This is a genomic window from Candidatus Hydrogenedentota bacterium (genome assembly GCA_013359265.1).
Classification (GTDB): domain Bacteria; phylum Hydrogenedentota; class Hydrogenedentia; order Hydrogenedentales; family SLHB01; genus JABWCD01.
This window is the reverse complement of sequence record JABWCD010000035.1, coordinates 21939-44864: the sequence shown is the minus strand read 5'-3', so window position 1 is coordinate 44864 and position 22926 is coordinate 21939. Positions and strand designations below refer to the sequence as shown.

Genomic DNA, 22926 nt, shown 5'->3' with positions numbered 1-22926 from the left:
ACGTCTTCGCTGTTCGCGTGAAAAATCCGGGATAACCGTACATGGACACCACGTTGTTCGCGGGACGCAAGCGTATTCGTGCGAATGCAGTCCTGCTCGCGGATCGCATCGAGACGCCGCTTCTCGACGTAACCGGCCGGATTGCGACAACGCCGCTCACGATTCGCGCCGGGAGCGCCGGCTGTGTGGTCGTGTTCCGCTATGGCGCCGTCATCATGTTCGGTTTGGAACCGATCGAAGAGGCTGCGTTCCTGACCGATATCAAGAAGCTCATCAACGAGCCGCACGAGCGTCTGTATCAGGAGCAGGCGGAACTCGAGATCGATTCGGCGGCGGACGAACGCGTCGTGCAGGGCGTCATCGTGCTGCGCGACGCCGGCGTCGAGCGGCTGCAACTGGTTGCGGACGTGCTGGCGGAGAGCGTGGTGCTCGAGCGCTACGAGGACATCATCGCGAAAACGTTCGACCGCGTCGAGCCGCTCGCGGCCGCGCTCGAACGGGGCAACTGGACGTTTCGCAGTTCGAAGAAACTCCTATCGCACATCGGCGGCGCGATGCTCATCGAACACAAGATGGTCGGGCGCATCGAAGTCGCGGAGAAACCGGAGGTGCTGTGGGAGCGTGTCGAACTCGAACCGCTTTATGCGCGTCTGGCGACAGAATATGAGTTGCGCGAGCGGCAGGCGGCGTTGGAACGCAAGCTCAAACTAACTTCGCGCACGGTTGAAACCGTTCTCGATCTGCTGCACCACCGGCGGAACCTGCGCGTCGAGTGGTACATCGTCATACTCATTGTCGTCGAGATTATGCTGACCCTGTACGAAATGTTTTGGCGTGGGCATTAGAAAGTACCGAGATGAATCTGCAATCGAATAGAACCGCGGTCGCGTTCAGCGCGGTTGTGTTGCTGAGCGCGTCCGCGGCCGCGCTGGAATTCCACGTCCTTCCCACTGGACTCGATACGAACCCGGGCACCGCGGAAGCGCCGTTTGCGACGCTCGTGCGCGCGCGGGACGCGATACGCGATGTGCGGCGCGGTCAGGCTGCAACGGGTGAAGCGGTGACCGTCTGGCTGCACGGCGGCGTGTATCCGCTGGCGGAATCGTTTGCGCTGGGCGCCGAAGACGGCGGCAGTGCCGAATCGCCAGTCGTGTACCGCGCCGCGGAAGGGGAGTCTCCACGAATCATTGGCGGGCGCGCGGTGCCCGTCGATGCCCTTCTCCCGATCACAGACGAAACAATCGTGGGGCGAATGGACGAGTCGGCGCGGGGTCACGTCCTGTGGTCCGATCTCCGCGCATTGGGTATCGCCGATACCGGCGAAATGCCGAGTCATTTTGAGGCGGCGCCCGCGGTTTCGGAACTCTATTACGACGGTATGCGCATGGTTCTGGCGCGGTGGCCGAACGAGGGGTGGGCGGAAATCGCGGAGGTGGTCGAGAGCGGCCCAGCCCCGTGGCGCAACCACGCATCGGATAAGCTCGGCGTGTTCGCCTATTCCGGCGATCGTCCGGAACGATGGGCCGCCGCGCCGGCGGTGTGGCTGCAAGGGTATTGGTGTTTCGACTGGGCGATCGACAGCATCAAAATCGAATCGATCGATACGGAAAAGAGACGGATTACGCTCGCCGAGCGGCATGTGTACGGTATCGGAAGCGGCAACTCCGCGCCGCGTCGATACAAGGCGTTCAATCTGCTCGAAGAGTTGGACCAACCCGGCGAATACTTCATCGATCGTGAGAACGGTGTCCTCTACTTTTGGCCGCCCGCCTCCGGCGACGGACATGACATAGTGCTCACGACGCTGCGCGAGCCGCTTATGTCTTTGGCAAACGTGGCGAACGTCGTTGTTCGCGGTCTGACGTTCGAGATGTGCGCGGGCGCCGCCGTCAAAATCGAGGGCGGCAGCAACGTAGCCATCAACGGGTGCATCGTCCGCAACACGGGCCTCAGCGGAATTGAAGTAATCGGTGGCGAGGACCACAGCGTCGTCGCGTGTGATATCTACGGCGCCGGCACGAATGGCGTCGTCGTGTCCGGAGGCGATCGAAAGTCCCTGACATCGTCCGGCCATCGAATCGAGAACAACGACATCCACCACGTATCGCTTCGACAGGCTACGCATGCATACAACATGCTGCTCGGCGGCGTTGGCGTTCGCGTCGCGCACAATTGGATACACGATGCGCCGCACCAGGGCATCACTATCGGGGGGAACGATCACCTCATCGAGTACAACGAGGTGTACAACATCGGCATGGACAGCGACGACTGCGGCGCGTTTTACATGGGCCGCAATCCGTCGGAACGCGGCACCGTCTTGCGTTACAACTTCTGGCACGACGTGGGCAGCAAGATGGCGCACGGCAGCTCCGCAATCTACTTCGACGACGGCGCCGGAGGGCAACGCGTGTACGGCAACGTGTTCCTGCGCGCGGCCGGGGGCAACCACGGCGCGGTGTTCAGTCACGGTGGCCACGACAATTGGGTCGAGAACAACATTTTTATCGAGTGCAAACGCGCGATGGGCGCGTCGCCCTGGCCGGACACGACATGGCAGCAGTGGCTCGGTGAGTCGTTATGGCAAGAGCGCTTACTCAAGGAAGTGGACATCACCAAGCCGCCGTACACGGACCGCTATCCGGCGCTTGCCGGGTTCATGGAGTCGTGGAAGGTACCGCGGCTGAATCACTCCGCGCGCAACGTGATTGTGAAATGCGAATCGTCCATCGACGGAAATTGGGACGTGCGCGATAATTTGATCCTTCGCTGGGACCCGGGATTCGTGGACGCCGCGAACGGGAACTATGCCCTGCGGGAGGACTCGATCGTGTTCAAGACCGTACCGGGCTTCGAGCCGATTCCCTTCGATCAAATCGGCCTGCAACTCGACGGGTACCGCGCGGCGATACCCGCGCGGTCAGGGGTCGAACGACGATAGTCCGAATTCTCGACGCGAAAAAAGTGTGAGAACATAGAGGCATCAGGCTTCAGCGCGCGCAAAGGATAACGTGTGCGCCGGATGTCCGCGTAAGAATCGGGAAAGAGGCTGGACATTGCGACCGCTCTCTGCTTTGTTACTCTATTACTGTTATGTAGTTGGTCTTTGTTCTTGTGTCGTGACCGATCGGCGTCCAAACGGTGAGGGTAACCGTATACTGCCCCGCCGCGGCGTAGGTGTGCGAGGGATTCTGCACGTTACTGGCTCCGCCGTCGCCGAAGAACCACTCCCACATTGTGATCGGCGAGGAACCGGGATCGGAAAGATCGGTAAAGTAGACGGAGCTGCCGGCCAACACCACGCGCCCGGGGGCGGAAAATTGTGCCGTGGGCCCGGTGGGCTGGACGTCGATGTAATCGTTTTTTGTCTCGGTGTCCGAACTTCCGTAGCTGTCGGCGACGGTGAGGGATACGGTGTACATGCCGATTGCGGAATACACGTGCCGCGGATGCATGTCGGTGCTGAACGAACCGTCGCCAAACGTCCAGAACCACGACGCAATGCCGTCGCCGCTCGTAGACAGGTTCGTAAATTGGACGACCATATTCACCGGCGGACTCAGGGGCAAAGCGACGAAGTCCGCCATTGGTGCCTCCGGTGCGACGACCTCGATGTATTCTTTTTTGACGATGGTCTCGGCGACGAGACCCGCTCGGACCTCCAACGTCACAGTGTACTTACCGGGGCTTGTGTAGGTGTGTTTGGGATTCTGCGCGTAGCTTGGGCCGGTCCCATCGCCGAAGTCCCACATCCATCCAGAAATCTGGTCCCATGCCGGCGCCGCAATGGAAATGTCGAAGAAACTGACTTCCTGAAGGGGTAGGCCCACCAGCGGCGTTGCGGCGAAGTCCGCGGCCAGCGCCCTCGAGGCCATAACGGAGACCAGTTGCCGTGGTGCGCTAGGCGAGACAAACTCGAGTTGGGCGGCATTGAGGCCCAAATTCATCTTGGAGCGGTCGACAGTCACCGTGAAATTGGCCCAGTCGTCAGGGCCGGTGCTGCTGCCTTTGCGCGGCTCTACATCCAACCATTCCGTGCCGCCATCGGTAATCCTGAAATTGGGGTCGGGAGGCCGTTCGGCAGCCCTCGCAACGCGAAAATCAATCGAATCGACGTTGTAGCTGAATTCGATCGCCGCCGGGTCGATCTGCAACGGAACAAAGGCAGGCTGGCAACCCATCATCCCCGATACGAACGCAATAGCCAAGACACCGGGCCACGTCACGGCACGCAGCGGTCGGGCCATGAGCAGATCTCCTTTCTGGGGGAGCTAATTGATACACTATTATACACTATGAAAGCCGCCTTTCACTATTTTGCGAACAACTCCAGTTGGCCGGTAGTTTCCGGCCGCCTGAAGTACGCAGTCGATAGATTTACGCCGGTCTTGTTCAGTCCGTGTTTGTTGCAGGCGACTTTGAAAATGTTTTCGATCTGATCGGCGTGGAAACCCTCGCCGCGCATGCGGGAACCGAATTCGGACTTGTAGAGATTGCCGCCGCGCATCGAGCGGACGCGGTTGAGTATTTTTTCCTTTCGCGCGGGGTAGTGCTGATCGAGCCAGGCCTCGAACAGTGGCGCGACGGCGTAGGGCAAGCGCAGCATGATGAAGCCCGCGTGCGTTGCGCCGGCGTCTGCGGCGGCCTCGGCGATGCGCGGGATTTCTTCGTCCGTCAGCCCGGGGACTATCGGCGCGATCAATACGCCCACGGGAACGCCCGCTTCCTTCAGCGCGCGTATCGTGTCCAACCGATGTTGCGGCAGCGACGTGCGCGGCTCCATCGCGCGGTTAAGCGGGACGTCCAACGTCGTCACGCTGACGAACACGAGCGCGGCATTGTAGCTCGCCAGTTCCTGGAGTACGTCGATATCGCGTGTGACGAGCCGGTTCTTTGTGACGATGCCGCAGGGATTTCGGAATTCGGCGAGCACTTCGAGGCATCGCCGCGTGATTTGCAGCTTGCGTTCAATCGGTTGGTAGGGGTCGGTCACGCCGGAAATGCTGATCGACTTCGGCTCCCATCGTTTCGACATGAGTTCTCTGCGCAACAATTCCGGCGCTTCGTGCTTGACGAATATCTTGGTCTCAAAATCGAGGCCCGCGGAATAGCCAAAGTATTCGTGCGTGGGGCGGGCGTAGCAGTAGACACAGCCGTGCTCGCAGCCGCGGTATGGGTTGAGGCTCGCGTCGAACGGAATGTCAGGACTGTCGTTTGTCGCGAGAATGCTCTTTGACGCGTCGGGCAGATAGACAGTCCCCGGACGCGGCGTCTCCTCTTCGTCCCATTCGTCGTCGCGGACATATGCGATTTCGTCGAACCGGTTTCGCGGGTTCTTCGTGGCGCCGCGTCCGCGAATGGCTTTGGTTGGGTCGAGCATGGTACACCTGAAATAGATTTCAGATATATTGAACCACGAAACTCGCGAGATGGCAAGCGAAAAATTGGGCGTTAGCGAAGATCAAGCGTGAACAGTTCGGCGCGGTCCAGCTTGAAGTTGAGCGAGACTTCCTGCTCCGAGAGATCGCCAAGATGCTTGCCACCCCACGTTATCTCGGCGTCCAGGCTGTCTCCCGTAAACGGATCACAGGCGTCGAACGTCCATCCGTCGAGCGTCTTGTTATTGCCGACGCGCACCTCGGCGCGGAGTTCGCCCGCTGCGCGCGCGTTCACGAAGAGGCGGCGGCCATTCGGATTGAACGGACGCGTGAGCACGAAGCCGGGTTCGGCGCCGGTCGGGCGAATGCCGATGAAGCGGTCGCGTTGCGATGTGAGCAAACCTATTGCACCGATGTTTTCTTCCTTCGTGTCATGCGGGAGCGCGAAGCCGCCGTAGTAGAAGCGCACGGTGTCGCCGAGTTCGATGGGGGAGTCGGCAAGAAAGACCATGCCTGCGTCCCATGCGCCCTTTGGCCCGCGCGAAACAAACTCGGGATGCGTTGGAATTTGGCGCCAGCGTTCGCCATCGCCGCTCCATGCCAGCTCGACGTGCGGGTGGCCTGTGTAGCGGTCGTAGACTTGCAGCGAACCGAAGAAGAGATCGCCGCGCCGCCACACGGCCATGCCGTAGAACTCCGGCTTCTCGTCTTCGCCGGGCACGAGAATCGTCTCTTCGTGCGTCCAATGTTGAAGGTCGTTCGAGGACTGCATTGAAACGCGGCGTTTGTGATCGCCTGCATAGGTTCGTGGCCGGCAGTAGAGCAACCAGCGGTCGCGAACCTCGTCGTACACGAAGTTGTTGTGCGTGTCGCTGTGGTACGCGAGTGCGGGTTCCTGCCACAGCCAATCGAAAGTAGCGCCGTTGTTTGAGGACGAGATGAACAAGCCGCCCTTCTGGTTGTGCACCGCGAGGAATTTGCCCGGCCATCGATCGGGGCGCGGATTCAGGCACACGTCAATGTTCTGCGTCTTGTCAGTGCCGAGTTTTATGACGTTGTTTTCCGTGCTGCCCTCGTAGTCAAAGACGCGGAGAAACGGCTTGCTCCAAGCAATGCCGTCGCCGGATTCGGCGTAACACACGTTGTATGAGAAGGGCAGCCGATTGTCGTACGCGTGCCGATTGAAAACGCTGTACCACATGCGAAACTTGTTGTCCGCGGCGTCATACAACACCGACCCGCCGAGGTGTGGACCCGACCCTTCCCACGGAAACTCGCGCCGCATGACGGGGTTGTTTTCATAGCGCGTAGGCTGCACCACGAACCGTTCCGCGAGCCAGCGGTCCATGATGACGCGTTCGTCGCAGACAAAATACGGGCCCTTCGCGGCACTGATTTGATACGTCGCTTCGGGCGCGGAGATCGAGGCGGCAATGCAGAGCGCGACAAGCATCAATCACTTGCCCGCAGGGAATCCGAGACCTGGCGTGGCGCACCGCACCTTGTACAGGCCCGTGCGCGCGGTGATGTACAGCGTCATGCCGTCTGCATCGCCAAATCCGCAATTCGCGGGGACCTGCGGGACGACGACGGTGTGAACGAGTTCGCCCTTTGGACTGTAAACGCGCACGCCATCTCCCGCCGTGCACCAGACGTATCCCTTTTGGTCAATGGCCATGCCGTCGGGGTGAGGCAGTTCACAGAATACGCGGTTGTTGGAGAGCGAGCCGTCCTTCGCCACGTCGAATGCGCGGATGTGACTGCCCTCGGTGTCCGCGACGTACAGTGTGTTGCCGTCGGGCGAGAGGCCGATGCCATTCGGCTTGATAAAGTCCGGCGCGACGCTGCTCACCCGTCCATCCGGCAGGATTGCGTACACACCCTGAAAATCCAGTTCCCGCTCTTCTTGCTTGACCCCATACGGCGGGTCGGTGAAGAAGATTGTGCCATCGGCGCGGACGGTGGCGTCATTCGGGCTATTGAGCTTCTTGCCGTCGAAGGTTGAGGCGATGGTTGTGATTGTGCCGTCTTTCTCGGTGCGTGTAACGGAGCGCGAACCATGTTCGCATGCGATAAGCCGGCCCTGGGTATCGATGACAAGGCCGTTCGAGTTGTTGCTCGGCTCGCGGAAGATCGTCTTGTCCACTCTGTAAATGCGATTGGCTGGGATGTCGCTGAATACCAACCCTCCGCTGGGGATCCATACTGGTCCCTCGGTAAACACAAACCCGTCCGCGACCAATTCGACTGGGCCCGTTGTGACGGTTTCGGCGGCGGCGAAAATCGCGACTCCGAGGCACAGCGATGTGATCATGATTTAGTCCCCCTGGATTGCGGCGGAGTTTCCCAAGCCAGTCTTACACTTCGGGAGCTGCGTTTTCCAACCTGTTGGGCCGCTGTCGGAATAGCCTCCCTCGGGAATGTGGTTTGACTCCATACGCTCGTCGCGCCACACTTACGCCTCGAATCCGGGGAACTGTTCCGTGACCAAAGCCGAACGAAGCTGGATACTTTACGACTGCGCGAATAGCGCGCAGACTTTGATCGTCACGACGACCATCTTACCGATTTTCTTCAAATCTTACGCCGCGAAGGGCATGGCGGACGAGGAGTCGACATTCTACTGGGGAGTCGGCAATACGGTCGCAATGGTCTTCGTGGCGATCATGTCGCCGATGCTTGGCGCGCTTGCCGACCATCGCGGGTTCAAGAAGCGGTTGTTCGTTACATTTCTTACGATTGGTCTCGTCGCGACGGCGGCGCTTCCGCTTGTGGGGGAGGGAGAGTGGCTGTTCTGCCTCGCGCTATTTGGACTCTCTACGATTGGCTTCTACGGCGCGGTCGTTTTTTACGATTCCTTTTTGGTCGACGTCGCGACAAAGGACCGGATGGATTGGGTCTCGTCGAATGGGTTTGCGTGGGGATATTTTGCGAGTACGATTCCGTACATTCTTTGTATGCTGCTTATAACGCAGCATCAGCGGATTGGCTTTGACTCCACGCTGGCGCCGACGCGGATTGCCTTTCTCATCACGGCCTTGTGGTGGTTCGGGCTGAGCGTTCCGATGTTGTTGAACGTGCGGCAGGTACACTTTGTGCCGGAGCACGCAAATCCAATCGGGGAGAGCCTTTCGCGGCTGGCCGGAACATTGAGGAACGTCACGAAATACAGGGCGCTTTTTGGGTTTCTGATCGCGTACTTCCTTTATATCGACGGCGTACACACGATTTACAAAATGGCGGTCGCGTTTGGGCTTGATATAGGGATTGACCAGACCAAGCTGCTGACGATTTTGCTCGTGACGCAGATAGTCGCGTTTCCATGCGCCATTCTTTTCGGATATCTCGCGAAATTTGCCGGCGCAAAGCGCATGGTGCTTGTAGGCATCGGCGTCTACTTTTTGGTCACTTCCCTTGCGTATTTCATACGCGAGGTGTGGCACTTCTGGGTGCTGGCCATGATGATTGCGTTCGCGCAGGGCGGCATCCAGTCGCTGAGCCGGAGCATGTTCGCGAAACTGGTGCCGCCGGAAAATTCTGCGCAGTTTTTTGGGTTCTACGATATCTTCGGCAAGTTTGCGACAATTCTCGGGCCGGTGATGGTCGGGGGAATCGGATGGACGACGGGCGACACGCGAAAGGGCGTATTCAGTTTGATCGTCTTATTTGCGTTGGGCGGCCTGCTGCTCATTCGAGTAGACGAATCGAAGACGGTACATTCCGAAGCGGCGGCGTAGGCGGTCGAATCCGCAATCGCCAATTCGATTGCGAACAGACGCACCGTAGCGCGGGAGTTGTGATGGCGGGCGGCCAGATGCGGTCGCCCTGTTGTTTGAAAGGTGATATTGATGGGATCGGGAGTCGCGCCATGGAAAGTTTCCCTTCATGGCGGTCATTCGGGCGAGTTTTGCGATCACGCGACCGGCACATTACGCGAGGTCATCGAGGCGGCGATTGCGGGCGGTTTCGAGATATATGGGATCAGCGAGCACGCGCCGCGGCACGGCGAGCGGTATCGTTACGCGAATGAGCGCGACAAGGGATGGACGTTAGAGAAGATTCTCGCGGATTTCGAGGCGTATGGCGAGGCGATATTCCGGTTGGCGAAGGAGTATGCCGATCGCATCACGATCCTGCGCGGGTATGAAATCGAAGTGGTGCCACACGATCGGTATGCGGAGATCATGCTGGACTACCGCAAGCGGTTTCGGTTCGACTACATGGTCGGGTCGGTCCATTACCTCCACGATATTTCCATCGACAGCAGCGTCGAGGAATTTGAGCGGGTCATGGAAATAGCGGGCGGGCTCGAGGCCCTCGCCGTAGAGTATTACGCGGCCGTATCGGGAATGATTGAAGCGCTGGAACCGGAAGTCGTCGGACACCTCGACCTTGTCCGCAAGAACGGTCATCTTTTTGGACCGCTCGATACGCCGGCGATTCGCAAGGCGGCGGAGCGCGCATTGGAAGTGGCCAAGGCGCACGACTGCATTCTGGATTTGAATACCGCAGGTTGGCGGAAGGGACTCGATTCGCCGTACCCTGCGCCGTGGTTGTTGCAGCGTGCGAATGAAATGGGCGTACCGTTTTGTTTTGGTGACGATAGCCACGGGCCGGAGTTGGTCGGAGCGGGTATTCCCGAGGCCCGGGAGTATCTGTTTCGGAATGGCGTTACGGCAGTGACGGTGTTGGATCGTCGCGGCGAATCTGTTGAGCGTAGGCGTGTGGCGCTGTGATGCGGTGCGCTTTCAGCGCGCGGGTGTGTGACCGGGCGCGGTGTCCAGGGGCGATGCCCCTGGCTAGGGTTGCGGCGCGCCGTTGGCGCTGACAGCGAAGCATGATCGCCAACTGAGTTGCTGCGTTTAGAGCGTTTCAAGGTCGGCTGCACCGCGTGCTCGTGCTCGTGAGTCGTCATCGTACTCGATCTTATCGAGGATCGAGTGCGAGTACGATGACGACTCACGAGCACGAGCACGAGCACGAAACAGACGGTGTGCTCAAACTTGAATTGCTCTAATCCTCGACGTTCACGTTCGATTCGCTGTGCGTGAAGGCAATCTTTCCAAGGTCAACGATTTGTTTATCGATGAGTTCGATCTCGTCGGATTCGTAGGAATAGCGATCCACGCTGCCATCGGTTTCGGTGTAGCCTTCCATGGACAGGAATACGGCAGTCGCAGGCAGTTGACTTTCGATGAGGAAGTGTCCGGTGTCGTCCGTGTTGACGCGGCGCTCGATTTCGTGCGTGAGGGCGTAGTAGACGTGCAAAATGATGACGCCGTTCGGCAAGGGTTGGCCGTTTGGCCCGACCGCGATGCCTTCGATGCCCGCGCTGCCGTAGACGACGACGGTTTCTTCGGGTACGACCTGACCGGGTTCGAGGACCGTGGGCCGGGTCGAGCCAAGCCGCCCCGGCCCGCCTTGACCGAACACCACGAAATTCGTTTCGATGCCCGGCATGAATCCGTTCCACGTGTAGGTGCCGTCTGCGGCCGTACGCGCCACCGGCCCCCAGGTGTGGTCGTCTTCGCGAATGCCAAGGCCCATGTCGCTTAGTGGATTGCCCGCGGCATCGACCACCTTGATGGACATGGTCGCCGTGTCCACGAACGTCAGATCGAGTGTTGCTTCCTGTGCCGCAGAAAGCTGGATGTCCTTGCCCCATTCGTATCCGGTTTGTTCGGGTTCGATGCGCCATAGGCGCGGATAAATCCTGTAATTGCCTGGACCGGACGATAGTTTCAGTTCATACGACCCGTCCGCGCCGGTCGGCGTATCGCTGTCTTGAACGTACTTTCCATCTTTCAGCGCCGCGACTTTCACGTGGTGCAACGGTCTTCCGGTCGTTTCGCCGACGACGCGGCCGCGCACGTAGATCAATTCCTGTATCGCATAGTCCCATGTTTGCGTTCCGCCCGGGGAGAAATCCGGAACGGGCTGTGGCTGCGACAGCGCAGTTTCGTCCAACATGGCGACGGAAGCGGAATAGGACTGGTTGGCGTCGATCGCATCGATTGTATAGTTGCCACCGCTGTCTGTTTTCGCTGCGTACACAGACGCGGGATTGCGTCGAAGGCCGCGACCGTCGTTCGCCTTGCCGACAAGAAACACGAGCACGTCCGATGCCGCGCCGCCGGCCGCCCACGTGATCGTTCCTGTCAACTGCGCGCCTTTCGGCATTTGGAGTTCAATCACGTCTTCGCCGCCGACGGGCACATCGTCGAAGCTCGCGCCGCCGTATTTCAACGACGAGGTAACGAGACTTGCCGTACCTTCGCGCGAGAACGCGAAATGGAACTGGCCCTTTGCATCGGTATTGGTGCTGCCGAGCATGCCATTGGAAGAATCGCCGCGCGTGCGGATTGCAACCAAATTGACGACGCCGTCGGTGACGGGCTTGCCGTCGGGCGACAACAATCTGCCATAGAGTCCCTTACCGGGCTCCAGGGTAATGCGCACGTTGTCGATCTTGTCGCCCGCTTTGATGGGGACAGGGACGCGTCCGCCGCTCATCATTTTGTAGCCATCGGCGGACGCCATGACGGTTGCACGCCCCTCGTAGGCGATGCCCTGAACGGTGAACCGTCCAGCCGGGTCCGTTTGCGCCGTTTGTTTGTGCGCGGGGTTTTGCAGTGCCGCGAGTAGGTTGTTGCTGATTCCCTGGGGCGTTTCTGCGCCACCGATTGCCGAGACTTGTACGGTCGCGTCTTCAATTGGACTTCCGTGGGTATCCACTACGGTCCCCGAAACGGTCGCGTAATCTTTCGGGTCTTTGATCCGCCCCTTCTCCATACTCATCAGCAGCGCGGCGGACGCCGTCATATCGCCGGTGGGTTGCAGTTGTTCGTCAGGAGCGGAAGCGAGTTCTACGTTCGATGCTTCATCCGTCGCCGTGTCGTATTGTGACTCGCTTTTCGCAAGCTGAGCCGCAGTGGAAGTAGTGTCTGCAGCGGAGGCCGGCGCCGAGAGATCGGTAACGTCATAAGGCGTTTCGGACTTGCTGACGCGCCGCCAGTTTTCTCCGCTCTGCGGTACAGTGGCCGCGCGGTAGATTCCCCAATATGCGCCACCCGCGCACAGCGCGGCTACGGCCGCCCCAATGGCGATCTTTTTTGCGTTCACGATGGCTCCTCCTTGAAGAATTGGGATGATCGTCTCGGTGACGCCGTTGTGGGCGACGTGGTGCAGCCACATGCTGATGCCGGCGCCGGAGACCGACTGCGCGAGGTCGGGCATGACAGGGCCAATTGCCAGTCCGGCAAGAACCCGGCCGGCGGCAGATTTTGTGTCCTGCGGCGCGAGGTCGGCGTACAAACTTTCCTCGACTTGATCCTCGAGAAACTTTCGCAATCGCGCGCGGCCGGTATGCAGGCGAAGCTTGAACGCGTTTTCGCTGATGCCCAGTTTCGCGGCGGCTTCCGGCGTCGATCGTCCTTCGAGATAGAACAGCACCATCGCCTCGCGAACGGGAGGACTCAAATGCTGAAGCGCCTTCCACAGCGCCGCGCGCCGCTCTTCTCGGCCAAGCAATTGCGCGGGGTCTTGTGGCGGCTCTTGGAGCGGCGCGACCAGTTGCTCGTGGCGTTCCGCGAGCCGACGGCGATAGTCCGCGGAACGAATCCAATTCAGCGCGAGATTGCGCGCGATCTTTCGAATCCACATTGGAAATGCCCCTGCTCCCCGAAGGTTTCCCAAATGCGTCCAGGCAACCAGGAATGCGTCCTGTGCGATATCCTGTGCCGCGCTCCAGTCGCCGACGGTGCTGTATGCGAGCGAGTAGACAAGTCGATAGTGCGCCTGGGTCAGACGCGCGAACGCCTGGGCATCGCCGCGTTTTGCCGCTTCGACGAGCCGCTCGAGTTCTTGGTTGTCCACGTTTACCGCCACCATCGTTACGTACACGAACAAAGACACGGGAGTAGGTGCAAAGGTTTGTGGTCTGAGGTCGACACCGCCATGTTAAATTGCGTGGGAAACCTAAGAGATGCTGATTCTCGCCGCAAGTTGGCGGACTTTCCAATTTGCTGATCTGGAGCCTGTGTGCTCGGCACGCGTGCAAGCCATTGCGCACGAATCGGTTACAAAAAAGTCGAGCCGCGGCACGTGGATTGCTCTCCCAAGTGGTGGGACAACATTTTCAAGCGTTCGGGAGGAGCCATGCTAAAGCAATTCATAGGTGGTGCCATTTTGGGAAGTGCGCTGACTATTGTCAGCGCGCTGCTGGTGGGGCCGAACATTACACTCGCAGATGTTGGATCGGGGAACGGCGATCACGGCGCGCGCACCAGTGGGCGCTACCAACTCGAGGTCGACGAACAGGATGGCGTGACGACGTATTCGATCTTCGATACGCAGAAGGGCGTTGCGACGGTGGCAACGAGCGATGGGAAGTCAGTGGTCGTCAGTGCGGAATCGGGCGAGCACGCGCCATAGACTACCGGATGGTCACCGTCGCGCCGACGGGACAGATGCGGAACAAAGCCTCCGCGTGTTCCGGTTTCAGACGTACGCACCCGCGGCCCGCGGGCTGGCCCATCGCGCCCAAGTCGTTCGTGGGATGTATGCCGTAGCTGAGGGGCTGGCCATTCTTTGCGAAGCCCATCCATGACGCCCCGAGCGGATTGCGCGGATCGCCGTAGGGTACGGTCTTGCCGCGATCGTACCAGTCGGGATTTCGAATTTTGTTATGGATAGTGAACGTGCCCTTGGGCGTGCTGCGGTTTGAGCCGACCGAGATCGGAAACTCCGTAAACGGTTTACCCGCGCGATAGACCGTCAACGTATATGCGTCCTGATCGACTTCGATATGGACTGGGTCGAACAGTGCGGACTCGGCGGCGCGTGTCGATTCAAAAAATTCGGACGCGGCCCGTTCGTCCAGCGCGCGAACGATCGCCGCCAATTCGCGATTGCGTGGCGAATCCGACGAATCACCCGTGGTTCCCACCACGTATTCGGAATCGCTTTGCCGAGCTCCGCCTGCCAGCATTGCGCCGTCGATCGCGGGGGACAGGCCCAATGCGTTTGCGGCGAATAGTTCTGATGTACGCGGAACGCGGTCCGAACGAACGCTTTCCAGCGCGCCGGACGTATTGCGTCCGTTGCGCGTCGCCGATGAGCGCTCATCCAATGTTGACACGCGATCGCGCGTCCGTTGGACGATGCTGCTGGACGGGACGGCGGGACGCGTCGAGTAGCCCTTTTGCGCTGCGCCGCCTGAGCCTGTGCTGCTTTGATTCTTCGGACGCTGCTTAATCTCGGCAATCACTTGATCCAACGAAGTGCGCTCGCCGGATGCGCCGCTTGCCGCGGCGCGCGGCGATCCGTCGCGCGGCCACAACAGAAGTAACGCGATGACGCCGGCGAAGAAACCGATCATCGCGCCGTGCCGCCAGTCGAGTTTTTGCGGGTGCGGCGTCTTCCTCCGGGCTTCCGCCGTCGTTGCCGGCGTCAATACGCGCGCGGGGGTAGCAGCACGGGCGGGTACGGCGTTCGCTTTTCCGACGCGGTAGCGCAATTTCACACCGACGGAGAATTCGCCGCCGGGGAGTTCCTGGATGCGTACCACGCGCCCGCGGATGATGATCGGTTTGGATTGCGCCGATCCCTCGCGCGGTTCCATTTCAATCTCGATAATCGTGCCTATGGGGGCGGGTTGCCGCGTACGCAGGTGGAGCCCGTCGCGGCTCATGTCGGTTACGGCGCCCGCTTGCAGCAGGGTGGAACCGTCCACCGCGACGAACATCGCCTGGCGTTCTATCGCCGCGCGCGGGGCCGATCTACGTTCTGATTGTTGCGCCATTGCATTGCCCACGCTGCACGAAGACCCCTGCATCTTCACGCAGCCTTGTCGCGTCAGCCATGCGACGCCGTTCCCGCAGCCCCGGTAGCGACGTCACGGCGGGCGTGAGCACCCGCAGCCCGCACGACACGTGCGAACCACAGAAGTATACCATATGGCGACACGTGCTATGCATCTTTAATCGTTGCAAGGGGATAGGAAGTAGCAGCGAAAGAACGGGGCAATCAATGTTCCCGGGCTTTCGGAGTCACAACTAATTGCTGGTCAATCACTTGCAAATATATTCCCAAATCGCTACAATCCCGCTCATGCTGGGAGGATGCTGGAGACCGACAGGGGGCCGGGCGCAGGCTATCTTCTGTCTATTCGTTACAGCGTCTGTATTTGCGCAGAATACGCCCCCGCCGACGACGGAGATCGGGGTTGACCGGCCCTTGTTTGTGTTTCAATCTCCCGGCTCTGCCACCGATGACGCGGCCACCTACGCGCAGCGCACTGCGGACGCCTGGGCGGCGTTGCCGGAGAACATGAAGCCATACGGCGCGATGCGCGTCGAGGCACACGCGCCGGACGCCGCCGCGCGCCAAGTCCGGTTCCAGAGTATCTTGTCGCCTCTGCAGGCGTTGAACGTGCCTGTCTTCGCAGTAGTTGGGACCGGCGATCCAAAGACCCTTCATCCGCCGGACCTGGTGGACAAGATTCTGTACGAGTTCACCTGCGTCAAAGGCGTTTGGGTTTCCGACCTGTCGTTCAATGACTACTACGTGTTTGGCGGCGGCGAATTGTTCGGCGCGCCGCCCCACGTGCGTTGGTTGTCGAGCGTGATCGATGCCTCCGCGCAGTATGGGCGATATCTTGTGTTGCGGCTGGGCGCGCACGCGTGGCCGCACGCGTTGTCCAATACATGGTGCCGCCCGATGATCGAAGGGTTTCGCGCGAATGCAGCCTACGTGATACCGGTCGCGGGACTGGACGGCGACGATGCGATCGCGCAGTTCGGCATGGTGATGGGATTGTGGCTCGACGGCGCCGCGTCACACTGGGGTGTTGAGGCGACGCCGCGTTGGTTCAAGTCGGCGCGCTTCATCGAACCCGGCGTGTTCGGTGTGGCGCCGGCGAATGCGGCAATGCCTCCGCCGTTTTATCGTGCGATGGCGCTGAATGGCGCGATGTGCGGGGCGACGGTGTATGCGTTTGACGACGCGGAGGACCTGTGGGCTGGCGCGCGCAACCACACGTGGACGGCGTCCATAGCGCCGACATTGCGCGAGATCATCGATCTCGGCCTTATCTCGCGCAAGGAGTCCATCGAAACGAAGGCGCAGGTCGCGTATCAACTCGGTGTGTCGAATACGCCGGCGGAGATGCAACAGAACTTGCGCGATATCGACGGTGTCTACGGCGAGGGCCTGATGATTCGCGGCGCGTACGGGATAGAGCGGCCGGGGCAAGTAGCGGAGTTGATTCCGAACACGGGCGCGCATTTTTGGATTCCGATTTTTTCGGCGTTCGCGACCCCGTCCGGGTTCGCGCGAGTGGTTCGTCCGAATACCGTGAACAGCGTGGGGGAGTGGACGCAGCTTCTTGACCAATACCTGGTTCCGGACGGTGCGGGCCCCGCGTTTGTGACGCAAGTCGGGCTGCGTGCGTTTGTCATGCACACACGCGAAAACCAGTACGAGCAACAGGCGTTCCGGCTTCCCGGAATGCTGGCGCCCGTGCGGGGATTCAGGGCGGTGCGCGACGAGACAACGGCGACGGTTTCGTGGCCGCCGCGCGAGGGCGATATTTTCTACCGCGTGTACAAGCGGGCGTATCCCGACGGACAGTTCGAGCTGGTTGCGGATCGCGTCGAGCAGCGCAGTTGGACCGACCCGGCCATCGACCCGCAGCAGCCCACCGCCTACTCCGTCACCGCGGCGACGCAGGAGAAGGAAGTGTACGAGGGTGTGGTGAACTACGGCGACTACCTGGCGCTGAGCCTCGCGCATAGCCGCATCGCGGAAGAAGCGGTCTTAACGCCCTTGGTGATGAACGCCGACAGTCAGCCTATCGCAAACCAGGACACACGGCTCGCGTCGCAAGAGTGGTGGCCAAACGTCCAGGGCGTTGCCGATGAAAACAAACCTGCCGCCATGGAAATCGCGGCGGCCATCGAACGATGGGACGCCGCGTTTTCCAGTGAAGACGTGGCGGGCGTATTGAACGTGTACGCGCCGAGCTATCGCGATCCCCAGAACTGGAGCAGCGAGTACGTCGGCCGCGCGTACCAGTGGTTTTTCGAACGGTACAGCCACTGCACGATGGCGCGGCAAATCCGGCAATGGGACTTTTCGGCCATCGCGACCACCGGCAAGGTACGCATGCTCCTGTACTGCCAGTTTGCGGGCACGGCCGCCAGCGACCCGACCGGACGCTTCGCGTCCGTCCGCGCGGCGTTTCCATTGAACGACACCGGCGAAGTTTGGCTGACCTTCACGAAGATCGACAGCGCGTGGCGCATCGAGAGCAGCGAACCGGCGCTACCGAACTTCCGCGAGATTTTGTCTTACTCCGCCGGACCGTTTGACGCATTTGCTCCGGGACCCGACACTCCGGCGCCGGCGAATCCGTGACGCGCCGGCGCGGTCCGAGCACCGCGCGCGTGTGCTGGGAGTCTACACGTCCATGTACGGCATGGCCGCGACTTTTCCGATCAACCTTGTGTACACCGTCAAGGCACCGCGATGGTGCGCGGTATGATCGTCGATCCCGCCGACGACCGATGATTTCGGCGCACCGCCCATGACGGGGCCGGCAGGCAGCGGGGCGTTCAGTTCGGCGTCGGACGTCCTCGCTACCTGCTGCACCATCGCGTCATGCGCGCGCTGGTGCCATTCGCGGGCGGCTTTCAGCGAGGCGACCTTTGCCACCTCATTCCAGTGCGCCTCGAAGTTCATGTCGAAGCCCTCGGGCCGGACAATTCCCTCCCGGAACCAATCAATCGTTTGGGCGACGTGCGCCACCTGCTGCGCGACGGTCATCATTCCATCCTTCGGGGAGAAGGACGAATCCCCTTCATCAAGGACTTTCGTCGAGCGATCAAAGTACTCTTTCACCAGATTCAATTGTGTAACCAATCCCGTTGCGAGCGTGGACGACATGGCGTTTACTCCTTTTCGAGCCCAATTTCCCAGCCGTTGAGCGCGACGCACCGTGCGCCCAACGAATTCAATATACTGTATATTTATTCAGATGTCAAGAGCGTAGTGGTCTGCGTCATTTGAACTTGGCGGTCCCAGTCACGTGGAATGCCGCCCGGCACGGAGACCGGGCGCTACAAACATCAACAAAATCGATTGACGGGAACCACTGCTGGTCTGCGCCATTTGAACTTGACGGTCCCAGCCACGTGGAATGCCGCCCGGCACGGAGACCGGGCGCTACAAACATCAACAAAATCGATTGACGGGAACCACTGGTGGTCTGCGCCATTTGAATTTGGCGGTCCCAGTCACGTGGAATGCCGCCCGGCACGGAGACCGGGCGCTACAAACATCAACAAAATCGATTGACGGGAGCCAGTAGTGTCCGAATTCACCGCGATTGATATACTCTGACCCCCGTGGCGCACCAGTGGAAAAAATTGGGCGATATTTCGCAAGCCAACCTCACGCCGATGCTTCGGCAATATCTTGAAGCCAAGGCCGAGAGTGGGGACTCTCTGCTTTTCTTTCGCATGGGAGACTTCTACGAACTGTTTTTTGAGGATGCGGTCGAGGCGGCCGAGTTGTTGGGAATCGCGCTGACATCGCGTGACGCGGTGAACAAAGACGACCGCATTCCGATGGCCGGGGTGCCGGTGCGCGCGGTGGACACGTACCTGGCCAAGGCGATCAAGGCCGGCCGCACGATCACGATCTGCGAGCAGGTCGAAGACCCGCGAGACGCGAAGGGCGTGGTAAAGCGTGCGATCGTGCGCACCATCACGCCAGGCACGGTGCTCGAACCACACCTGCTGGAAGCGAGCAGCAACAATTATCTCGCGGCCCTGTGCGTGCGCGGCGACCGCGCGGGGTTGTCGCTGGTGGACATCACGACGGGCGAGTTCCTCGCCGCTCAAATCGATGGCGACGTTGAGCGCACACTTTTCGACGAACTGACGCGCATGGCCCCAGCGGAATTGCTGGTGCCGGCCGGTTTCAACGGGCAGGCGCTTGACCGCCTGCGCACGCGGTTCTCCGGCATTGCGATTACGAACCGATCGGACGACGAGTTCGACGCAGGCGATGCGCGGACGAGTTTGCTGGAACAGTTCGGTCTTGCGACGTTGAAGGGGATCGGTCTCGACGACGCGCCCGAGGCCGCGAGTTGCGCGGGCGCGGTGCTTCAATACGTGCGTACGACACAACGTGACATGGCGCCGTTGTTGCGCCTGCCGCGCCGGTACAGTCCCTCGCAATACGTCGTGCTCGACGGCAACACGCAGCGCAATCTCGAACTTGTCGAATCCATGGTTGACAAGAAGGGCAGAGGCACGCTGATGTCCGTTCTTGACCGGACGACGACGAGTATGGGCGGGCGCAAGCTGCGCCACTGGATTCTTCACCCGCTGCTCGATGTGAATGCGGTTCGCGAGCGGCTCGGCGGCGTCGAGGAGTTGCACAGCAACGCGGAACTGCGCCTGACGCTGCGCGACGTGCTGCGCGGTATCGCGGACCTCGAACGGCTCACCGGGCGGCTGACCTCTCGGTCGGCGAACGCGCGCGACGTGAAGGCGTTGGGCCTGTCGTTGTCGCACGCGCCGACGCTGCGCGAGGCGCTTGCCGGTTGCCAATCGCAACTCCTCGCATCGTTGCGCGACGGTACCGACGAACTTGCCGACGTGACCGGATGGATCGCCGATGCGATTGTCGACGAACCGCCGCTGGCGTTGCTGGACGGCGGAATCATGCGCGACGGGTGCGACGCGGAACTCGATCGGCTGCGCGGGCTTGTGCGCGGCGGGCGCGACTGGATCGCGACGTTGCAGCGGGAGGAGTCCGAGCGGACGAAGATTCCGAATTTGAAGGTCGGATACAACAAGGTATTCGGGTATTACATCGAGATTACCCGGTCCTACGCGCACCTCGTGCCGCCGGACTATGAACGCAAGCAGACGTTGGTGAACGCGGAGCGCTACATCACGCCGACGCTCAAATCGCGCGAGGAAGAGATCGTCAGCGCGGACGAGCGCATGAAGCAAATCGAGTACGATTTGTTCGTGAGGTTGCGCGACCGCGTCGCGAACGAAGCGCGGCGCATTCAGGCGACCGCCGACACCATCGCAACGATCGACGTCATGTTGTCGCTTGCGGAAACGGCATCCGCGAAGGGCTACTGCAAGCCCGCGATCGACGATGGGGGAGAAATCCGGATTCGCGACGGGCGTCATCCGGTCGTAGAAGACTTGATGGCGCGCAACGATTTCGTCGCTAACGACACGTACCTCGAGCCGGTCGGCGCGCGCATGCAGATCGTCACCGGGCCGAACATGGCAGGAAAGTCGACGTACCTGCGGCAGGTGGCGCTCATTACGCTCATGGCGCAGATTGGCAGCTACGTGCCTGCGGCGGAGGCGCGCATCGGCGTCGTGGACCGCATCTTCACTCGCGTGGGCGCGTCGGACAACCTGGTGCGCGGGGAGAGCACGTTCATGGTCGAGATGATCGAGACGGCGAACATCCTCAATTCCGCGACGGAGAGGAGCCTGCTCGTGCTGGACGAAATTGGCCGCGGTACCAGCACCTTCGATGGCATCAGCATCGCGTGGTCTGTCGCCGAACACATCCACGACCGCATCCGTGCGAAGACGTTGTTTGCGACGCACTACCACGAACTCACGGAGTTGGCGAACAAGCTGGAACACGCGAAGAACGTCAATGTTGCCGTACGCGAATGGGGCGGCAAGGTGGTGTTCCTGTATCGCATAGTAGACGGCGGGGCGGACCACAGCTACGGCATTCAGGTGGCCAAGCTGGCGGGATTGCCGAAGCCCGTCATCGAGCGGGCGCGCGATATTCTGGAATCGTTAGAGTCGGGCAGCACCGCGTCGCTCGGGCTGCCGCAGCAGATGTATCTGTTCGGCGCGAGCGCGGCCACGGAGCCGACCGCCATCGAGCGCGAACTCGAGGCAGTCAACCCGGACGATCTGTCGCCGCGCGAGGCGCACGAACTGGTCTGCCACTTGAAGCACCTGCTTGCGAAGCCCCGGAAAGAGGGGTAGGCGACATAGTCTTGTCGCGCGGGCGGCTTGATCAGGGCTACGCCGCCCCCGTACGACCCCGCCGGAACGGTTTTTCAGCCCGTGCCGCGTCCGCGCACAGGTGAGATGGTTGTGCCGTGCGGGCGAATCTATGGTTGCCAGTGAAACGGCCAGACTGCGAGCTTGTAAAGAAGTTAGCGCTTTGTGTCGATAAGAATGGTTAGCGAAGCAAGGACGATCCGGGTACAATGTCGTTGCGAGCGCGCGCTTCGCCGGCGGCGCGTCCGCAGGCAGCCGAGGGCAGTACGTGAATCATACGGTTGTGACGAGCAAGCAGTTACGCGAAGAACTGGCCAATAGCATTACCCATGGGATCGGGTTCGTCCTGAGTGTGGCGGGCCTCGTAATCCTGGTGGTGTCGGCGTCGATACACGGCGACCCGTACATGGTTGTGAGCTTTTCCGTGTATGGGGCGTCCCTCGTCGTCCTGTATCTGGCATCGACGTTTTACCACAGCTTCCACTCGCCGCGACTCAAACACTACCTGCGGATTATCGACCACTGCGCCATCTATCTGTTGATCGCGGGAACGTACACACCCTTCACCCTGTTAAACCTTCGCGGACCGGTCGGTTGGACGTTGTTTGGGACCATTTGGGCGCTTGCCGCGATCGGAATTGTTTTGAAGTGGTGGCATATTGGCCGCTTCCCGATCCTGACGCCGCTCATTTACGTTGCGATGGGGTGGGTGGGGGCGATTGCGGTGAAACCGTCGATCGAGGCGATTCCGCCGGGCGGTATGCAACTGCTGGTTGCCGGCGGCGTCACGTACACGGTCGGCGTGATTTTCTATGCGCTCGAGAAACTGCCGTACAACCACGCCATCTGGCACATGTTCGTGCTCAGCGCAAGCGCGATGCACTTCTTCGCGATACTCTTTTACGCGATGTAGCGGTCAGCCGCAAACTTCCGCACGCACCGACATCTTGACGCCAATCAACTGCGGGTGATTGAGGTTGAGCAGTTTTGCGAGCTTATGGACGAGGTAGTCCTCGTGACCGTCCAGCGTGCCGTCCGCGTAGATCACGCGCCATACCTCGCGCAGGATGTCGAGCTTTTCCTCGTTCGTACACGCCTGGTTGATGGTGTTCGTGAACTTCCACAAATCGCTCGACTCCGCACGGCGTTCGGTCGCGTACTGCACGAGTTCCTCCGCGTCGTCCTGCGTCAGCGAAAAGCGCTCCTTCAGTGTCCGGACGATGTGCTCGCACTCCGCCGCCGAGAATTCGTTGTCCGCACCCGCCGCTTCGATCAGGATGACGGAGGTTGCCAGGCGCAGTCGTTCCGCGTGATTTTCGGCGGTATCCCGCACCTGCGGGGCGAATAGCGAGACAATTCGTGAAAGCATGAACGCACCTCGTCCTGCCGGGACGATACCATCGCGGCGTATCCGGATTCTAGGCGCGGTGCGCCGTGGACATGCGATTGCACCGTGCATGGATGGATTGTTACATTGAACCCCA

Annotated in this window: 16 protein-coding genes; 8 read left to right on the top strand and 8 right to left on the bottom strand. The window is 60.6% G+C overall.

What is annotated here, in order from left to right:
* The first annotated feature begins 41 nt into the window (after nucleotides 1–41).
* Both HUU46_23345 and HUU46_23340 read left to right on the top strand, forming a co-directional pair.
* The gene (locus HUU46_23345; protein NUM56578.1) at nucleotides 42–845 is read left to right on the top strand and encodes an RMD1 family protein; all 804 of its coding nucleotides are present in this window, start codon (nucleotides 42–44) and stop codon (nucleotides 843–845) included.
* A gap of 11 nt (nucleotides 846–856) precedes the next feature.
* Nucleotides 857–2941, top strand: a complete 2085-nt coding sequence (locus tag HUU46_23340; protein NUM56577.1) for a right-handed parallel beta-helix repeat-containing protein — start codon at nucleotides 857–859, stop codon at nucleotides 2939–2941.
* 136 nt (nucleotides 2942–3077) lie between these two features.
* On the opposite strand, the gene HUU46_23335 is transcribed toward HUU46_23340, so the two are convergent.
* The 4 genes from HUU46_23335 to HUU46_23320 form a co-directional block, all read right to left on the bottom strand.
* Nucleotides 3078–4247, bottom strand: a complete 1170-nt coding sequence (locus tag HUU46_23335; GenBank protein NUM56576.1) for a PKD domain-containing protein — start codon at nucleotides 4245–4247, stop codon at nucleotides 3078–3080.
* Between the two features lie 65 nt (nucleotides 4248–4312).
* The gene (locus HUU46_23330; protein ID NUM56575.1) at nucleotides 4313–5380 is read right to left on the bottom strand and encodes a PA0069 family radical SAM protein; all 1068 of its coding nucleotides are present in this window, start codon (nucleotides 5378–5380) and stop codon (nucleotides 4313–4315) included.
* Between the two features lie 71 nt (nucleotides 5381–5451).
* Complete coding sequence (locus HUU46_23325; protein ID NUM56574.1) at nucleotides 5452–6831, bottom strand: hypothetical protein; 1380 nt, start codon at nucleotides 6829–6831, stop codon at nucleotides 5452–5454.
* 3 nt (nucleotides 6832–6834) lie between these two features.
* Entirely contained in the window at nucleotides 6835–7692 is an 858-nt protein-coding gene (locus HUU46_23320; protein ID NUM56573.1) for an SMP-30/gluconolactonase/LRE family protein, read from the bottom strand.
* A 106-nt stretch (nucleotides 7693–7798) separates the two neighbouring features.
* Between HUU46_23320 and HUU46_23315 the strand changes: the two genes are divergently transcribed.
* Both HUU46_23315 and HUU46_23310 read left to right on the top strand, forming a co-directional pair.
* Nucleotides 7799–9115, top strand: coding sequence for an MFS transporter (locus HUU46_23315; protein NUM56572.1), 1317 nt, complete (start codon nucleotides 7799–7801; stop codon nucleotides 9113–9115).
* A 111-nt stretch (nucleotides 9116–9226) separates the two neighbouring features.
* On the top strand, nucleotides 9227–10114 hold the full coding sequence (locus HUU46_23310; GenBank protein ID NUM56571.1) for a histidinol-phosphatase: 888 nt from the start codon (nucleotides 9227–9229) through the stop codon (nucleotides 10112–10114).
* A 277-nt stretch (nucleotides 10115–10391) separates the two neighbouring features.
* Here HUU46_23310 and HUU46_23305 read toward each other — a convergent pair whose 3' ends face one another.
* Nucleotides 10392–13253: a sigma-70 family RNA polymerase sigma factor gene (locus HUU46_23305; GenBank protein ID NUM56570.1), complete on the bottom strand. Its 2862-nt coding sequence runs from the start codon at nucleotides 13251–13253 to the stop codon at nucleotides 10392–10394.
* Between the two features lie 282 nt (nucleotides 13254–13535).
* Between HUU46_23305 and HUU46_23300 the strand changes: the two genes are divergently transcribed.
* Entirely contained in the window at nucleotides 13536–13811 is a 276-nt protein-coding gene (locus HUU46_23300) for a hypothetical protein (GenBank protein NUM56569.1), read from the top strand.
* A gap of 1 nt (nucleotide 13812) precedes the next feature.
* On the opposite strand, the gene HUU46_23295 is transcribed toward HUU46_23300, so the two are convergent.
* Nucleotides 13813–15180 carry a L,D-transpeptidase family protein gene (locus HUU46_23295; protein ID NUM56568.1) on the bottom strand — a complete coding sequence of 456 codons (1368 nt, stop codon included), beginning with the start codon at nucleotides 15178–15180 and terminating at the stop codon, nucleotides 13813–13815.
* 434 nt (nucleotides 15181–15614) lie between these two features.
* Here HUU46_23295 and HUU46_23290 point away from each other — a divergent pair, with 434 nt between their 5' ends.
* Nucleotides 15615–17795, top strand: coding sequence for a hypothetical protein (locus HUU46_23290; protein ID NUM56567.1), 2181 nt, complete (start codon nucleotides 15615–15617; stop codon nucleotides 17793–17795).
* A 42-nt stretch (nucleotides 17796–17837) separates the two neighbouring features.
* Here HUU46_23290 and HUU46_23285 read toward each other — a convergent pair whose 3' ends face one another.
* Entirely contained in the window at nucleotides 17838–18323 is a 486-nt protein-coding gene (locus tag HUU46_23285) for a DinB family protein (protein NUM56566.1), read from the bottom strand.
* Nucleotides 18324–18805: 482 nt separating this feature from the next.
* On the opposite strand from HUU46_23285, the gene mutS reads away from it, so the two are divergent.
* Both mutS and HUU46_23275 read left to right on the top strand, forming a co-directional pair.
* Complete coding sequence (gene mutS / locus HUU46_23280; protein NUM56565.1) at nucleotides 18806–21424, top strand: DNA mismatch repair protein MutS; 2619 nt, start codon at nucleotides 18806–18808, stop codon at nucleotides 21422–21424.
* A 286-nt stretch (nucleotides 21425–21710) separates the two neighbouring features.
* Entirely contained in the window at nucleotides 21711–22355 is a 645-nt protein-coding gene (locus tag HUU46_23275) for a hemolysin III family protein (protein NUM56564.1), read from the top strand.
* Between the two features lie 3 nt (nucleotides 22356–22358).
* On the opposite strand, the gene HUU46_23270 is transcribed toward HUU46_23275, so the two are convergent.
* Nucleotides 22359–22811: a TerB family tellurite resistance protein gene (locus tag HUU46_23270; protein NUM56563.1), complete on the bottom strand. Its 453-nt coding sequence runs from the start codon at nucleotides 22809–22811 to the stop codon at nucleotides 22359–22361.
* Between the last annotated feature and the right edge of the window lie 115 nt (nucleotides 22812–22926).

What these genes read in the sequence shown, in the direction of transcription:
- HUU46_23325 (NUM56574.1), bottom strand. Translation starts at nt 6,831, where the DNA reads ATGCTTGTCGCGCTCTGCATTGCCGCCTCGATCTCCGCGCCCGAAGCG.
- HUU46_23295 (NUM56568.1), bottom strand. Translation starts at nt 15,180, where the DNA reads ATGGCGCAACAATCAGAACGTAGATCGGCCCCGCGCGCGGCGATAGAA.
- HUU46_23320 (NUM56573.1), bottom strand. Translation starts at nt 7,692, where the DNA reads ATGATCACATCGCTGTGCCTCGGAGTCGCGATTTTCGCCGCCGCCGAA.
- HUU46_23330 (NUM56575.1), bottom strand. Translation starts at nt 5,380, where the DNA reads ATGCTCGACCCAACCAAAGCCATTCGCGGACGCGGCGCCACGAAGAAC.
- HUU46_23340 (NUM56577.1), top strand. Translation starts at nt 857, where the DNA reads ATGAATCTGCAATCGAATAGAACCGCGGTCGCGTTCAGCGCGGTTGTG.
- HUU46_23285 (NUM56566.1), bottom strand. Translation starts at nt 18,323, where the DNA reads ATGTCGTCCACGCTCGCAACGGGATTGGTTACACAATTGAATCTGGTG.
- HUU46_23310 (NUM56571.1), top strand. Translation starts at nt 9,227, where the DNA reads ATGGGATCGGGAGTCGCGCCATGGAAAGTTTCCCTTCATGGCGGTCAT.
- HUU46_23300 (NUM56569.1), top strand. Translation starts at nt 13,536, where the DNA reads ATGCTAAAGCAATTCATAGGTGGTGCCATTTTGGGAAGTGCGCTGACT.
- HUU46_23345 (NUM56578.1), top strand. Translation starts at nt 42, where the DNA reads ATGGACACCACGTTGTTCGCGGGACGCAAGCGTATTCGTGCGAATGCA.
- HUU46_23270 (NUM56563.1), bottom strand. Translation starts at nt 22,811, where the DNA reads ATGCTTTCACGAATTGTCTCGCTATTCGCCCCGCAGGTGCGGGATACC.
- HUU46_23335 (NUM56576.1), bottom strand. Translation starts at nt 4,247, where the DNA reads ATGGCCCGACCGCTGCGTGCCGTGACGTGGCCCGGTGTCTTGGCTATT.
- HUU46_23315 (NUM56572.1), top strand. Translation starts at nt 7,799, where the DNA reads ATGTGGTTTGACTCCATACGCTCGTCGCGCCACACTTACGCCTCGAAT.